The 14,098-nt window shown below is 72.9% G+C and carries 14 protein-coding genes; 10 read left to right on the top strand and 4 right to left on the bottom strand.

All coding sequences use genetic code 11. The annotated features are described in order from the left end of the window. A partial coding sequence (locus ABZ371_RS18630) for a lamin tail domain-containing protein (protein ID WP_358680552.1) occupies positions 1 to 316 on the bottom strand: 316 nt, incomplete at its 3' end. Between the two features lie 551 nt (positions 317 to 867). Here ABZ371_RS18630 and ABZ371_RS18625 point away from each other — a divergent pair. The 7 genes from ABZ371_RS18625 (at position 868) to ABZ371_RS18595 (ending at position 8,317) form a co-directional block, all read left to right on the top strand. Continuing rightward, positions 868 to 2,121, top strand: a complete 1,254-nt coding sequence (locus ABZ371_RS18625) for an ROK family protein (RefSeq protein WP_358680550.1) — start codon at positions 868 to 870, stop codon at positions 2,119 to 2,121. A 454-nt stretch (positions 2,122 to 2,575) separates the two neighbouring features. Next, a complete protein-coding gene (locus tag ABZ371_RS18620) occupies positions 2,576 to 3,112 on the top strand; it encodes a flavin reductase family protein (protein WP_358680555.1) in 537 nt (178 codons plus the stop codon). A 14-nt stretch (positions 3,113 to 3,126) separates the two neighbouring features. Further along, positions 3,127 to 4,191 carry an ABC transporter substrate-binding protein gene (locus ABZ371_RS18615; RefSeq protein ID WP_358680547.1) on the top strand — a complete coding sequence of 355 codons (1,065 nt, stop codon included), beginning with the start codon at positions 3,127 to 3,129 and terminating at the stop codon, positions 4,189 to 4,191. Continuing rightward, on the top strand, positions 4,188 to 5,069 hold the full coding sequence (locus ABZ371_RS18610; protein ID WP_358680544.1) for an ABC transporter permease: 882 nt from the start codon (positions 4,188 to 4,190) through the stop codon (positions 5,067 to 5,069). Before ABZ371_RS18615 ends, ABZ371_RS18610 begins: the two co-directional genes overlap by 4 nt. After that, complete coding sequence (locus tag ABZ371_RS18605) at positions 5,045 to 5,791, top strand: ABC transporter ATP-binding protein (protein ID WP_358680542.1); 747 nt, start codon at positions 5,045 to 5,047, stop codon at positions 5,789 to 5,791. Before ABZ371_RS18610 ends, ABZ371_RS18605 begins: the two co-directional genes overlap by 25 nt. Positions 5,792 to 5,832: 41 nt before the next feature. After that, the gene (locus tag ABZ371_RS18600) at positions 5,833 to 7,212 is read left to right on the top strand and encodes an LLM class flavin-dependent oxidoreductase (RefSeq protein ID WP_358680539.1); all 1,380 of its coding nucleotides are present in this window, start codon (positions 5,833 to 5,835) and stop codon (positions 7,210 to 7,212) included. A gap of 70 nt (positions 7,213 to 7,282) precedes the next feature. Continuing rightward, a complete protein-coding gene (locus tag ABZ371_RS18595) occupies positions 7,283 to 8,317 on the top strand; it encodes an aldo/keto reductase (RefSeq protein ID WP_358680536.1) in 1,035 nt (344 codons plus the stop codon). Here ABZ371_RS18595 and ABZ371_RS18590 read toward each other — a convergent pair. Then, on the bottom strand, positions 8,283 to 8,732 hold the full coding sequence (locus tag ABZ371_RS18590) for a VOC family protein (RefSeq protein ID WP_358680534.1): 450 nt from the start codon (positions 8,730 to 8,732) through the stop codon (positions 8,283 to 8,285). The two genes, ABZ371_RS18595 and ABZ371_RS18590, sit on opposite strands and share 35 nt — an antisense overlap. 470 nt (positions 8,733 to 9,202) lie before the next feature. On the opposite strand from ABZ371_RS18590, the gene ABZ371_RS18585 reads away from it, so the two are divergent. Next, positions 9,203 to 10,699 carry an MFS transporter gene (locus tag ABZ371_RS18585; protein WP_358680531.1) on the top strand — a complete coding sequence of 499 codons (1,497 nt, stop codon included), beginning with the start codon at positions 9,203 to 9,205 and terminating at the stop codon, positions 10,697 to 10,699. Further along, positions 10,696 to 11,742, top strand: a complete 1,047-nt coding sequence (locus tag ABZ371_RS18580; protein WP_358680528.1) for a glutathione S-transferase C-terminal domain-containing protein — start codon at positions 10,696 to 10,698, stop codon at positions 11,740 to 11,742. The genes ABZ371_RS18585 and ABZ371_RS18580 overlap by 4 nt, the downstream gene beginning before the upstream one ends. A gap of 33 nt (positions 11,743 to 11,775) precedes the next feature. Here ABZ371_RS18580 and ABZ371_RS18575 read toward each other — a convergent pair whose 3' ends face one another. Continuing rightward, positions 11,776 to 12,648, bottom strand: a complete 873-nt coding sequence (locus tag ABZ371_RS18575) for a DMT family transporter (protein ID WP_358680525.1) — start codon at positions 12,646 to 12,648, stop codon at positions 11,776 to 11,778. A 94-nt stretch (positions 12,649 to 12,742) separates the two neighbouring features. On the opposite strand from ABZ371_RS18575, the gene ABZ371_RS18570 reads away from it, so the two are divergent. After that, positions 12,743 to 13,879, top strand: coding sequence for a winged helix DNA-binding domain-containing protein (locus ABZ371_RS18570; RefSeq protein WP_358680522.1), 1,137 nt, complete (start codon positions 12,743 to 12,745; stop codon positions 13,877 to 13,879). Between the two features lie 27 nt (positions 13,880 to 13,906). On the opposite strand, the gene ABZ371_RS18565 is transcribed toward ABZ371_RS18570, so the two are convergent. Then, positions 13,907 to 14,098, bottom strand: a 192-nt coding sequence (locus ABZ371_RS18565) for a LuxR C-terminal-related transcriptional regulator (RefSeq protein ID WP_358680519.1), incomplete at its 5' end; no start/stop codon positions are given.

Below are 14,098 nucleotides of genomic sequence, written 5' to 3'. Positions count from 1 at the left end.
CCTGCGCGACGAGATGGCGGCCCGCGGGTGCCACGCTCCCGGTCAGCGCGGTCACCTGCCACAGCGAGCCGGCGGACGGCGTGCCGGGGAGGTACTGGACGCTGAGACCGGACAGGTCGAACGGGCTCGAACCGGCGTTGGCCAGCTCGACGAAGTCCCGGGTGAGCGTGGCACCGGAGTTGCCCCCGCCGCCGTACACCTCCGAGATGACTGCGGTGGACGACGGTGCCGCGAACGCGGCGGGCAGCGCGGTCACCGAAAGGGTCACGGCGACGGCGCCGGCCAGCAGGGCGGAGCCGGGTCTGGCTATCTGCACGGGAACTGCCCCCAAGTGTGTGGTGAGGGAAAAAAGCTATGCGCGTAGACCAGAGGTGACAAGGTATCGAAAGGTTAATTCCTGGAAACGGGAGGCCCGGTGGCTCGCGGCGGAGGTCATCGGCCACCTCACGCGGGCTCCCGAGCGGACCGCGCAGCTCCCTCTCCTGACGCCCGCTCACCCCTGTACACACGCCCGCAACGGGCGGCAACACGGCGTCGGCGCGCGGTACACGATGACGCGTCCACCATGCGGTCAGAGGTTTGACCGGTTCGCGGCGCTGCGGCTACGTTTCGCGGCATGCAGCGAACCGCACACCTGACGACGCGAGGTCACGTCGACCTCAAGCGCGTGTGCTCCGCGGCGTGTCACCACGGCTGAGTACCCGTAGTCCGCGCCCCGGAGGCGAGGCCCCCCTCCCCGGCCGTGCGCAGGACGCCCGTCACCTCTCGCGGCACCCGCCCCGGCACGACGCCGCCGGGTTCCGACAGGAGACCCCGCTCCGGGGTACTCACCTCCGCGCCCGCTGCCCTCGAGGACCTGGAAGACCCGTGACACGTCCACCTGTGCCCGCCCGCCGTCCCCGGCCCCCGCACCGATCCGAGATATCCCCGCCCGCTCCCGCCCGCCGCGCCTCCGGCACCGGCGCCGTGCTGGGCGCGATCCTCGACCACGGGCCGGTCGCCCGCTCCACCGTCGCCAGGCTCACCGGCCTCTCGCCCGCCGCGGTGACCGGGCACGCGGGACACCTGCTGTCCCGCGGCCTGGTCCGGGAGAGCGCCGAGACGACCGGCCCGCGCGGGCTGGGACGCCCGCACGTGCCGCTGGAGATCGACACCGGCCGCTTCCTCGTGGCGGGCGCCCACATAGCGGTGGCGCACTCGACGGTGGCCCTGATGGACCTGCGGGGCCGGATCGTCGCCGAGGAGCGCCGGCCGCACCGCGACACGGAACCCCGGGGCCTCCTCGCCGACCTGGCCCACCGGTTGCCCCGGCTGGCGGCCGCCCACGCGGCCGGGCGCGAGGTGCTGGCCCTCGGTGTGGCCACGGGCCACCGGGTCGACCCGGCCGCCGGGGTCGTCGTGGAGCACCCGCACCTCGGCTGGCGGGCCGTGCCGGTACGCGACGTCCTGTCCGCCGCCACCGGCCTTCCGGTCCATGTGGACAGTCACTCCAGGGCACTGGCACGGGCGGAGCAGATGTTCGGCGAGGTGACGACGCGGCGGAGCACGGTGCTGCTCTTCGTGGGCGCGGTCGTCGACGGGGCCTTCGCCACCTCCGGCGAGCTGCACCGGGGACCGCGCTCCGGTGCCGGCAGCGTCGCCCATCTGCCCCTGGGGGCCGGCGGGACGGGTGACGCGGAACCCTGTGCGTGCGGGCGCACCGGGTGCCTGCAGTCCGAGGTGTCCGAACGCGCCATGATCCGCCGCGCCGCCGCGCAGAGCCTGTACGTCGGGGCGTTCCAGGAACTGCTGGATCAGGCGGTCGCCGGGGAGCCGCGGGCCGTGGCGCTGTTCCGCCGCCGCGCCAGGCTGGTCGGCCGGGCGGCGGCGCTGCTCCTGGACATGTTCGACCCGGAGTGCCTGGTGGTGGTCGAACCCGGAGCGGGCCGGCTGCCGGAGTGCCTCGCGGACCTCCGCGAGGAGGCGGGGGCGCGCTCCTGGCTCTGCGACGACCCGGATCGGGTCGTGGTGCCCAGCAGCTTCACCGGATCGGTGCTGGCCACCGCCGGTGGCGCGGTGGCGCTGGGCGCCCTGTACACCGACCCGCTGGGTCCGTGGCCGGCGCTGCCCGCGGTGTCCTGACCTCCGCCGATTCCCGCTTTAATTCAAAGAGTTGCATTGTTGACCGGTCACAGCACGCACGGGAAGATGGATTCATGAGAAGCCGACAGCGGAATGCGGAGAAGGTGCCCACCGCGGCACTCTCCCGCCGCGCGGCCGCGCCGACGAGCGAATGCGCCCGGCGTTCCTGTTGTCGTCCCTGTCCGGGAAACCGATAACCCCCAGTCGTGAAACGGGGCGGCCCGCGGTTACGCGTGCTTCTTCTTCAGCCGTTCTCGCGGCGCGTCCCGCCCGTTCTCCCGTGCCTTTCGCCCGCGCTTCCGCGCCTCCCACGAATTCCGCGTACACACGCGCACTCTCGCGCGGCCCGCACGTACCAGCGGGTCCTCGCGTAATTCCGCACGCCCGATTTCCGCCTCTCGATCGAGGAGAGACCTTGACCGTCACCGTGTCCTCGTACGCCGCCCGTCCGGCCGTGTCCACAACTCCCGTTCCCGCCGCCGTACCCGCGGCACCCGCTCCCGGCATCGCGCCGGAGCGCTTCAAACAGGCGTTCCGCCGGCATCCGGCCGGCGTCGTCGTCGTCACCACCGACGCCGGCCACGGGCCGGTGGGGTTCACCGCGACCTCCCTCACGTCCCTGTCCCTCGCCCCGCCGCTGGTGTCCTTCGGCGTCGGGACGTCCACCTCCTCCTGGCCGCACATCGAGCGGGCCACCACGGCCGTCGTGCACTTCCTCGGCGCCGAGCAGCGGGCGCTGGCCACCACGTTCGCCACCAGCGGCATCGACCGGTTCGCCGCGCCCACGCGGTGGACCCGGCTGGCCGGAGGGGAACCGGTGCTGGACGGGGTGGCCGGCTGGCTGCGGCTCACCCTCCGGAGTGTCGTCCCCGCCGGTGACCACCGCATCGTCATCGCCCGGGTCGAGGAGTCCTGGCTCGACGAAGGACGCAGCCCGCTCCTCTTCCACGACGGTTCGTACCACTCCCTCCGCCCCGCGTCCGACCAGTGAGCAGGAATACAGCGATGACACGCCATGACAACCGGCCGGCCCTGGCCCGGAGATCGTTCCTCGCACTCGCGGCAGGCGCCGTCCTGAGCGTTTCCGCCTGCTCGCCGCAGGTGCAGTCCGCCGCCGGGGTCGAACCCGCCGGCACCCTTCCGTCGGGAAAGCCCGCGGCCGGGACGGAACTGAAGATCGCCGCTCGTTCGTCACAACTCCAGCTGGACGGGTCAGGGCTGGTGAAGGAGCTCCCCTTCACCGTCTCCGAGTGGCCGAACCTCTCCGCGGGACCCGACATCATCCAGGGGTTCCGCGCCAAGTCGATCGACCTGGCCACCAATGCCGGAATCCCACCGATCCAGGCGCACGCGATCGACGTGCCGGCGAAGATCGTCGCCGTCCAGGTCCGCCGCCACCCGCTGTACACCTTCGCGACGGCGCCCGGATCGTCCGTCACCGGGGCGGACGACTTCCGGGGGAAGAAGATCGCGTTCTCCCAGGGGCAGGCACAGGGCGTCGTCGTCCTGCGCGCCCTCAAGGAGGCGGGGCTGAAGAACTCCGACGTCGAACTGGTCGCCCTGCCCAGCACCCAGTTCCTCACCGCCCTGCAGTCGAAGCAGGTCGACGTGGCGCCCCTGGGCGAGCCGACCCTGACCAAGTACCTCGACCAGTACGCCAAGGACGGTGCCCGCGGGGTGAGGACGAAGGTCGTCGACCTGCTCACCGTGCTCTGGGCACCGAACGAGGTCCTCAACGACCCGGAGAAGGCCAAGGCGGTCCGCAGCTTCGTACCGCTGTGGGCGCGCGGGCAGGTGTGGGCCTGGGAGAACCAGGACGAGTGGATCGACAGGTACTACGTGAAGGACCAGGGCGTTTCCGCGGAGGACGGCAGGCGCATCGTCGACTCCCTGCACGCGCCCCGGTTCCCGGAGAGCTGGGACGAGGCCGTCGACTGGGAGCAGGAGACCGCGGACCTCCTGGCCGAGGGCGGCTTCGTGCCGAAGCAGAAGGCATCCGAACTGTTCGACCGCCGCTTCGAAAGGCTGGCGGCCGAGGCCGTGGCCGCCGAGTACCGGGAGGGGTCATGACCGATCTGCTGACGAAGGCGACGATCGGGCCGGAGAGGGCGGGGCCCGAACCGGCCGGACCGCGGATCCCGGCGGGCCCGGCCCCGTACTCCCGGGGCACCCGCCGGCGGCTCGGTCCCGGCCGGGCCCTGCCCTTCGGCCGGCTGATCGGCCCGGCGCTGCTCGTCCTCGCGTGGTGGGCCGCCTCCGCGTCCGGCTACCTCGACCCGCGGATCCTGTCCTCGCCCGGCACGGTGTTCGCCACCGCCGCCGACCTGATCTCCACCGGCCGCCTCCAGGACAACGTCCTCATCTCGCTCCAGCGCGCCGGGCTCGGCCTGCTCTTCGGGGTGTCGGCCGGAGTGGTCCTCGCCGTGGCGGCGGGGCTGAGCCGCAGTGGGGAGTACCTCCTGGACGGCCCGCTCCAGATCAAGCGGGCCATCCCGTCCCTGGCCATGCTCCCCCTGCTGATCCTGTGGCTCGGCATCGGCGAGCAGATGAAGGTGACCGTCATCGCGCTCGGCGTCGCCGTGAACATGTACATCAACACGTACGCCTCCCTGACGGGTATCGACAGCAGGTACGTGGAGCTGGCCGAGGGCCTCGACCTCAGCCGCGCGACGTTCGTCCGCAAGGTCGTGGTGCCGGGCTCACTCCCCGGCTTCTTCGTCGGGCTGCGCCTCGGCGTCACGGCGTCCTGGCTCGGCCTCATCGTCGTCGAGCAGATCAACGCCACCAGCGGCATCGGCTACATGATGTTCCAGGCCCAGCAGTACGCCCAGTCCGACGTGATCATCGTGGGGCTGGTGGCCTACGGGGTCTTCGGCTTCGCCTCGGACGCGGCGGTACGCGCAGTGGAGAGGAAGGTCCTGTCATGGCGACGCACACTGGCGGGCTGACGGAGGACCGGCCGGCGATCCGCACCTCGCGGCTGGTACGGCGGTTCGGGGACCGGGACGTCCTGAAGGGGCTCGACCTGACCGTGGCACGGGGGGAGTTCACCGCGCTCCTCGGCCGCAGCGGTTCCGGCAAGTCGACCCTGCTGAGGGCCGTCGCCCGCCTCGACCACACCGTCGAGGGATCGGGCGAGCTCTCCGTACCGGACAGGGTCTCGCTCTCCTTCCAGGACTCCCGGCTGCTGCCCTGGCTGCGCGTGCTCGACAACGTCGTCCTCGGCCTGCGCGGTCCCGGCACCCGCGAGCGGGGGCTGAGGGCGCTGGCCGAGGTGGGACTGGAGGGCCGCGGCCGCTCCTGGCCCCACGAACTCTCCGGGGGTGAGCAACAGCGGGCCGCCCTGGCCCGCGCACTCGTCCGCGACCCCGAACTCCTGCTGGCCGACGAGCCGTTCGGGGCCCTGGACGCACTCACCCGGATCAGGATGCACGGCCTGCTGCGCGAGCTCTACGAACGCCACCGCCCCGCCGTGCTGCTCGTCACCCACGACGTCGACGAAGCCGTCGAGCTCGCCGACCGGGTGCTCGTCCTGGAGGAGGGCCGCATCTCCGTGGACCTCAGGATCGACCTCCCCTCCCCGCGCTCCCGGCGTGAACCGCGCTTCCAGGAGTACCGCGACACGCTCCTCGCCGCGCTCGGCGTGGCGCAGCCCCAGCTCACCCACTGACCCACCGCGGTCCTCCGCGACCTTCCGAGGAGAAGACACCCATGCCGCGCAAGCAGCTCCATCTGAACGCCTTCCTGATGTCCACCGGCCACCACGAGGCGTCCTGGCGGCTCCCCGAAAGCAACGCGGGGGCCAACTCGGACCTGGAGCACTACCGGAACCTGGCCCGGATCGCCGAACGGGGGCGCCTGGACTCGGTGTTCCTCGCCGACGGCCCCGTCCTCATGGGCGACCCCGGCCGGCGGCCCGCCGGCAAGCTGGAACCCACCGTGCTGCTCACCGCACTGGCCACCGTCACCCAGCACATCGGCCTGATCGCCACCGCGTCCACCAGCTACAACGAGCCGTACAACCTCGCCCGCCGGTTCGCCTCGCTGGACCACGTCTCCGGAGGCCGGGCCGGCTGGAACATCGTGACCACCGCGGGCGCCGACGCCGCCCGCAACTTCGGCCTGGACGACACCCCCCTGCACCACGACCGCTACCGGCGGGCCGCCGAGTTCCTCGAGGTGTCCACGAAGCTCTGGGACAGCTGGGCGGACGACGCGGTCGTCGCCGACAAGGAGGCCGGCGTCCACGCGCTGGCCGACCGGGTCCGCGCCATCGACCACGTCGGCGAGTTCTTCCGGGTCGACGGCCCGCTCAACGTCGAACGCCCCCCGCAGGGGTACCCGCTGCTGGTGCAGGCGGGTTCCAGCGAGGACGGCAAGGACTTCGCGGCCCGCTACGCCGAGGCGGTGTTCACGGCGCAGCAGACCCTCGAGGAGGGTGTCGCCTTCTACAAGGACGTCAAGCAGCGCGCCGAGGCGATCGGCCGGAACCCCGACGGCATCAAGATCCTCCCGGGCATCGTCCCGGTCATCGGTGACACCGAGGCCGAGGCACTCGAACTGGACGCCGAACTCGACCGGCTCATCGTCCCGGAGTACGCCAAGCGCCAATTGGCCAGGACGCTCAAGCTCGACCCGTCCGAACTGCACCTGGACCGCGAGCTCCCGGACGGCCTGCCCGAGGAGGACGACATCGAGGGGGCCAAGAGCCGCTACACGCTGGTCGTGGAGCTCGCCAGGCGCGAGCGCTTGACGGTGCGTCAGCTCATCGGGCGGCTCGGCGGCGGGCGCGGGCACCGCACCTTCGCCGGGACGGCCGAACAGGTCGCCGACACCATCGAGCACTGGTACGACAGCGGGGCGGCCGACGGCTTCAACATCATGCCCGCCGTGCTGCCGTCCGGGCTGGAGGTCTTCGTGGACCAGGTCGTCCCGATCCTCCAGGAGCGGGGCCTCTTCCGCACCGAGTACACCGGGTCCACCCTGCGCGAGCACTACGGGCTGCCGAGGCCGGCCAACCGGCTGTTCGACACCGTCCCCTCCGGCGCGGGCCACACCGGCATCGGCCTCGCCGCGGCGGCGGCCCGGTGACCGGCCGCCCTGACGCGGGGCGGTCCCACCGGCCACCCACCACCGAAGCACTCGTCGAGGAGAACGCAGAATGACGGAGTACCGTACCCTCGGGCGCACCGGCGTGAAGGTCAGCCCACTGGCTCTCGGCACCATGATGTTCGGCCCCCGCGGCAACCCCGACCACGACGACAGCGTCCGGATCATCCACCACGCGCTGGACTCGGGGATCAACTTCGTCGACACCGCCGACGTCTACTCCGCGGGCGAGTCGGAGACCATCGTCGGCAAGGCGCTCGCCGGAGGCCGGCGGGACGGCGTGGTGCTGGCCACCAAGTTCCACGGCAGCCTGGGCGACGGTCCCAACGAACGGGGCAACAGCCGCCGCTGGATCATCCAGGAGGTCGAGAACAGCCTGCGCAGGCTCCGCACCGACTGGATCGACCTCTACCAGGTGCACCGTCCCGAACCGGACACCGACTTCGACGAGACCCTCGGCGCCCTCTCCGACCTGGTCCACCAGGGCAAGATCCGCTACATCGGCACGTCGACCTTCGAGCCGTCCGCGATCGTGGAGGGCCAGTGGCTCGCCGAGCGCCGTGGCCGCGAACGCGTGGTCACCGAGCAGCCCCCGTACTCCCTGCTGGCCCGCAGCATCGAACGCGAGGTCCTGCCGGTCGCCCAGCGGTACGGGCTCGGCGTCCTGTCGTGGAGCCCGCTGGCCGGCGGCTGGCTCTCCGGCCGCTACCGCACCGGCGCCGGCCAGCCCGCCTCCAGCCGCTCCGACCGGCAGGCCGCCCGCTTCGACGTCGCCGCGCCGGAGAACGCCGCCAAGCTGGCCGCCGCCGAGGCGCTGGCGCAGCTCGCCGAGGAGGCCGGGCTCACCCTCGTACAGCTCGCCCTGGCCTTCGTGCTCGAACACCCGGCCGTCACGTCGGCGATCATCGGCCCGCGCACCCTCGATCAGCTGGAGAGCCAGCTGGGGGCGGACAAGGTACGTCTGAGCAGGGACGTACTCGACAGGATCGACGAGATCGTGCCGCCCGGCACCAACCTCTCGGCACGCGACGCCGGTTACACCCCGCCGGCGCTCAGCGAGCCGGCCCTTCGCCGGCGCCCGGCCTGACGGGGCCCGCCGGGCGGCTGTCCGCCCGGCGGGACGGGTACACGGCCAGCGTGAACGAGTGGCCGGCCGGATCGTTGTAGACGCGGACGTCCCGCGGGCCGTTGTTGCTCGCCTGGGTGTCCACCGGGCGGGCACCGAGGCTTATCGCCTCGCGCTCGGCCTCGTCCATGTCTCCCGGGTCCACCAGGATGCGCAGGTGCGCCTGCTGGGAGTCCTCCGGACGCGGCCAGCTCGGCGGCGCGTAGCCGTGGTCGCGGCGGACGGCCAGACGCACCCCGTCGTGACCGACGACCTCGACGAAGTCGGGGTCGTCCGCCAGGCGGGTCTCGGCGCCGAGGAGGGCGGCGTAGAACTCGGCGAGCTCCACGGGCTCGGCGCAGTCCAGGACGAGAACACTCGCTTTACCGACAGTCATGCCCCTCGAATACCCCCGATGGTGCGGGGCACGCCGGAGCGGCGCCGACGTGCCCGCCCCACGGGGCGCTCGCGGCGGAGATCCGGCCGGCACCGCGCGGCGGCGGGCCCGGCCGGGACACCGGCAGGGCGGCGGGACGACCGTACGGGCCTCCCGGCGGAACACGCCCGCGCCCGACCGGCGGCACGGTGCGGGCGCCTGACAACCTGGCAGGGGGCTGCCGCCCGGCTGCGCGGCGCGTCCCGGGGTGAGTGACACCGGACCACAGCCGCCCAAGAGCTGTCCCGCTATACCCGGCGGGTCCCGGGGGGTCCCGGCGGGAACCACGGTGACGGTTCCGGCACCTCGCCGCGTTGCCGGAACGTCCGCCTCCATCCACTGTGCGGACGCCCCGCCGCCGTGCGATGCACCGCATCCGACGCCGCGCGCTGATCCACCGGGAACCGCGGGCCAGCCCTTAGGGTGCGGGCATGGCAGAGAGCACGGGGGAGCGGGACGCGTCCTCATCGGGTCCGGGCCCCTCCGACCCCCGTCGCTGGCGCGCCCTCGCCGTCTGCCTCGTGGCGGGCTTCATGACGCTCCTGGACGTCTCCATCGTCAACGTGGCCCTGCCCTCCATCAAGGCGGGCCTGCACACCCCGGAATCCGACCTCCAGTGGGTGCTCTCCGGCTACGCGCTCGCCTTCGGACTCGTCCTCATCCCCGGCGGACGCCTCGGTGACGCCCGGGGGCGCCGCGCCGTGTTCATGGCGGGGCTGGCCCTGTTCACCCTGTCCTCCGCCGCCTGCGGGGCCGCCCGGTCCAGCACCTGGCTCGTGATCGCCCGGCTCGTCCAGGGCGCGGCCGGCGGGTTGCTCTCGCCCCAGATCTCCGCACTGATCCAGCAGATGTTCTCCGGCCGCGAACGCGGACGCGCCTTCGGCATGTTCGGCACGGTGGTCGGCATCTCCACCGCCGTCGGACCCCTCCTGGGCGGCCTGCTCATCGAGGTCGCCGGAGCCCAGGAGGGGTGGCGCTGGGTGTTCTACGTCAACCTGCCGATCGGCCTCGTCTGCCTCCTGCTGGCCAGGCGCCTGCTCCCGGACACCCCGTCGGCGACCCGGGTCCGGCCCCGCGACCTCGACCCCGTCGGCGTGCTCCTCCTGGGAGCCGGGGTGCTGGCGCTCCTGCTGCCGTTCGTCCAGGCCCAGCAGTGGCCGGGCAACGGCAAGTGGCTGCTCCTGCCGGTGGCGCTGGCCCTGCTCACCGTCTTCACCCTCTGGGAGGCGCGCTGCACCGGACGGCGGGTCCAGCCGGTCCTGGACCTCGCGCTCTTCCGGCTCCGCTCCTTCTGGCTGGGCTGCCTCATGATCCTGCTCTACTTCGCGGGCTTCACCTCGATCTTCTTCATCACCACGCTCTTCTTCCAGTCCGGTCTGCACTACAGCGCCCTGGAGGCGGGCCTCGCGATCACCCCGTTCGCGGTGGGCGCCGGCGCCTCCGCGGGTATCGGGGGCAAGCTGGTCCACCGCTTCGGACGGCCGCTGATCGCCGTCGGCCTCACCATGGTGGCCACCGGCCTCGGCCTCACCGCGCTGGCAGCCCACCTGGTGCCGGGCCGGGGCGCCGGGCTCGCGATGGCGGCACCCCTGCTGCTGGCCGGACTCGGCAGCGGCCTCGTCATCGCGCCCAACCAGACCCTCACCCTCGCCGAGGTCCCCGTGCCGAACGCCGGCAGCGCCGGGGGCAGTCTCCAGACCAGCCAGCGCGTCGGATCGGCCATCGGGATCGCCGCCGTGGGGTCGGTCTTCTTCGCCCAGCTGGGTGAGGACAGCTGGGCGGACGCCTACGACCACGGGCTGATCGTGTCGGTCGCCTTCGTCGTCGCCGGGCTCGTCATCGCCCTGGCCGACGTCGTGGCCGGGCGACGGGGAAGAGGACACGAGGACAGAGCCCCAGCACCCGAGCCGACGAGGAGAACACCATGAGCGACACGGCGGACCACGGCCCGGCCGACCCGGAACCCGGCGGGAACACCTCCTACGGCCACAAGCCCTTCAAACGGTCCCGCAGCCACTTCGCCGACCGCATCACCGCCGACGGACGCGACGGCTGGCCCGTCGAGGCGGGCCGCTACCGCCTCGTGGTCAGCCGGGCCTGCCCGTGGGCGAGCCGGGCCCTGATCTCCCGGCGGCTGCTCGGCCTGGAGAGCGCCCTCTCCCTGGCCGTCGCCGACCCCCTCCAGGACGACCGCAGCTGGCGCTTCACCCTGTACGAGGACGGCCGGGACCCGGTGCTCGGCATCCGCTACCTCAGCGAGGCGTACGACGCCCGGGAGCGCGGCTACCCCGGCGGTGTGAGCGTGCCCGCGATCGTCGACGTACCGAGCGGCCGGCTCGTCACCAACGACTACCAGCGCATCACCCTCGACCTGGCGACCGAGTGGACGGCCCTGCACCGCCCCGGCGCACCCGACCTCTACCCCGAACGACTGCGCGACGAGATCGACGAGGTCATGGACGGTGTCTACCGGGACGTCAACAACGGCGTCTACCGGGCCGGCTTCGCCGCCGAGCAGGGCGAGTACGAAGCCGCCTACGTCGACGTGTTCCGCCGCCTCGACACGGTCTCCGAGCGGCTCGCCGGGCAGCGCTACCTGGTCGGGGACACCATCACCGAGGCCGACATCCGGCTGTTCACCACCCTGGTGCGCTTCGACGCCGTCTACCACGGCCACTTCAAGTGCAACCGCACGAAACTGACCGAGGACCCCGTCCTGTGGGCCTACGCCCGCGACCTGTACGGGACACCCGGATTCGGTGACACCGTCGACTTCGACCACATCAAGCGGCACTACTACCGGGTGCACACCGGGATCAACCCCACCGGCGTCGTACCGCTCGGACCCGACCTGTCCGGCTGGCGGGCCCCGCACCACCGCGAACAGCTGGGCGGCCGGCCGTTCGGCGACGGCACCCCGCCCGGGCCGGTGCCGCCCGGCGAGGAGGTACCGCCCACGGGGCGCCCCTGACGGACGCGCCGGCCGCGTACCGGACCCGGGCGGTCACTCCACCCGCCGTGGCGGCCCGGGGCTCCCGGTCGCGAGCGGCGACCGGGCCAGGACCACGCAGCCCACCGCGATCAGGGCGACCCCGGTCAGCTGGGGCAGCAGCCACCATCCGGCCCGCAGCCGCTCACCGAACAGGGTCAGCCCGTAGAGCACACTGATCAACGCGTCCCCGAGCGTCAGCATCGGCTGCACCGCCACCAGCGTGCCCGCCTGCAGAGCGTTCTGCAGCAGGAACAGCGCGCCGACACCCGCCGCCGCGGTCGCGTACAGCTGCCAGGCCGCCAACAGGGACACCAGCCCGTCCCCGGCCTCCAGCCGCGCCATGGCGTCCTTCATGAGCGCCGCCGTCAGCGCGTACGCACAGGCCGCCGCCAGACCGAGCAGCGCGGCCCGGGGATTGCCCCGCAGCCCGAGAGCGGCCGCGATCAGCGCGGCCTCGAACAGGGCCGTCAGCAGGAGCGCGGGCACCCAGACCGCGCCCCGCACACTGTCACTGCCCCCGACGGGCGCGGCGGACGCCATGCCGAGCGCCAGCCCGAGGGTCACCGCCGCCACCCCCCACCACACCGGACGCGGCGTCCGGACCCGCATGACGAACCCGGCCAGCAGCAGCGTCGCGGGCAGCTCGATCACGAAGATGGGCTGGACCACGGCGATCGGGCCGGTGGCCAGGGCCACGGCCTGGCAGACCGCCGCGAGGATCACCAGCGCGATCCCGCCGAGCCACACCTTCTGGCGCGCCAGATGCCGGAACAGCGACAGGTGCATCGCCTCGCTGTCGGGCACGTTGAGCGCGGCGCGCCGCTGGAGGACCGAGGCGGAGCCGTTGCTGAGCGCGGTCAGGACGGCGAACAGGACACTGATCACGCCACCATCATGGGGGCCGGACGCGCCCACCCCGCGATGCCACGGCCCCGCGAGTGTCGGACATGCCCTGCCGCTCCCGCGTACCCTGCCGCCCATGGCCGCGACACACCCACCCGTACTCTCCACCCGGGACCTCAACAGGGCGACGCTCGCTCGGCAGTTGCTGCTGTCCCGCACCGCAGCACCCGTGGCGGACACCGTCGCCCACCTCCTCGGCCTGCAGGCGCAGAACACCAGGCCGCCGTACTTCCAGCTCCATGCCCGGATCGAGGGTTTCGACCCGGAGGACCTCTCCGCGCTCATGCGGTCCCGCGAACTGGTCAGGATCGTCACCCTGCGCTCGACCATCCACACCCACACCGCCGAGGACGCGCTCACCCTGCGCCCTCTGGTCCAGCCGGCCCGCCGACGGGAACTGCACGCGTTCCGGCACGGACTCATCGGAGTGGACCTCGACCGGCTCACCACGCTCGCCAGGGCACTCGTCGAGGAACAACCCCGCACCATGAAGGAGTTGCGTGAGGAACTGCTGCCCCACTGGCCCCAGGCCGACCCCGGGGCGCTGGCCGTCGCCGCCCGCTGCCTGCTGCCGCTGGTCCAGGTCACCCCGCGCGGACTGTGGGGACGCGGCGGACAGGTCGCCCTGACGACCGCCGAGCACTGGCTCGGGCGCCCGGCGCAGCCGGCGGCCTCCCCCGACACGACCGTACTGCGCTACCTCGGAGCGTTCGGGCCCGCCTCGGTGAAGGACATGCAGACCTGGGCCGGGCTCACCCGGATGCGTGAGGTGTTCGAACGGCTGCGACCGCGCCTCGCCACCTTCCGCGACGAGAACGGCGCCGAGCTCTTCGACCTGCCGGACGCCCCCCGCCCCGACCCGGACACCCCCGCCCCACCGCGCTTCCTGCCCGAGTTCGACAACGTGCTGCTCGGCCACGCGGACCGCACCCGCGTGATCCCGCCCGCGTACAGGGGCCGCAACGGGACGGGCAACCAGTCCTACGGAACCGTCCTGGTGGACGGGTTCCTGGCCGCGCTCTGGCGGCTGGACACGACCGCCGACGAGGCGGCCGTCACCGTGCAACCCCTCGGCGAGCTCGAAGCGGCCGCACGCGAGGACGTCGCACGGGAGGCCGCGGACATGCTGGCGGTGATGTCCCCCGCACCCGCGTACGACGTCCGCTTCGCCGATTTCGTCGACTTCGGCGACAGCCCCGCCCGGAAAAGGTGACCGGCCGGGCACCGGGCGAACGGGCCGTCAGGGCAGCAGCCCCGCACGGCGCGCCGCCACCACCGCCTCCAGCCGGGTGCGCGCGCCCAGCTTCCGCATCGCGGAGCGCAGGTAACCCTTCACCGTCTCCGGGCGCAGCCCCAGCCGGCCCGCCGCCGCCGCGTTGGTCGCCCCGGACGCGACGCACGCGAGCACGTCCAGCTCGCGCGGAGCCAGCCG

It is taken from the genome of Streptomyces sp. NPDC005899 (assembly GCF_040629645.1).
Classification (GTDB): domain Bacteria; phylum Actinomycetota; class Actinomycetes; order Streptomycetales; family Streptomycetaceae; genus Streptomyces.
This window is presented reverse-complemented; position numbering and strand designations above follow the sequence as displayed.

Excerpts from the sequence above, each read along its gene's own strand:
- ABZ371_RS18580 (WP_358680528.1), top strand. The coding sequence starts at position 10,696 with ATGAGCGACACGGCGGACCACGGCCCGGCCGACCCGGAACCCGGCGGG.
- ABZ371_RS18600 (WP_358680539.1), top strand. The coding sequence starts at position 5,833 with ATGCCGCGCAAGCAGCTCCATCTGAACGCCTTCCTGATGTCCACCGGC.
- ABZ371_RS18610 (WP_358680544.1), top strand. The coding sequence starts at position 4,188 with ATGACCGATCTGCTGACGAAGGCGACGATCGGGCCGGAGAGGGCGGGG.
- ABZ371_RS18570 (WP_358680522.1), top strand. The coding sequence starts at position 12,743 with ATGGCCGCGACACACCCACCCGTACTCTCCACCCGGGACCTCAACAGG.
- ABZ371_RS18595 (WP_358680536.1), top strand. The coding sequence starts at position 7,283 with ATGACGGAGTACCGTACCCTCGGGCGCACCGGCGTGAAGGTCAGCCCA.
- ABZ371_RS18590 (WP_358680534.1), bottom strand. The coding sequence starts at position 8,732 with ATGACTGTCGGTAAAGCGAGTGTTCTCGTCCTGGACTGCGCCGAGCCC.
- ABZ371_RS18585 (WP_358680531.1), top strand. The coding sequence starts at position 9,203 with ATGGCAGAGAGCACGGGGGAGCGGGACGCGTCCTCATCGGGTCCGGGC.
- ABZ371_RS18615 (WP_358680547.1), top strand. The coding sequence starts at position 3,127 with ATGACACGCCATGACAACCGGCCGGCCCTGGCCCGGAGATCGTTCCTC.
- ABZ371_RS18605 (WP_358680542.1), top strand. The coding sequence starts at position 5,045 with ATGGCGACGCACACTGGCGGGCTGACGGAGGACCGGCCGGCGATCCGC.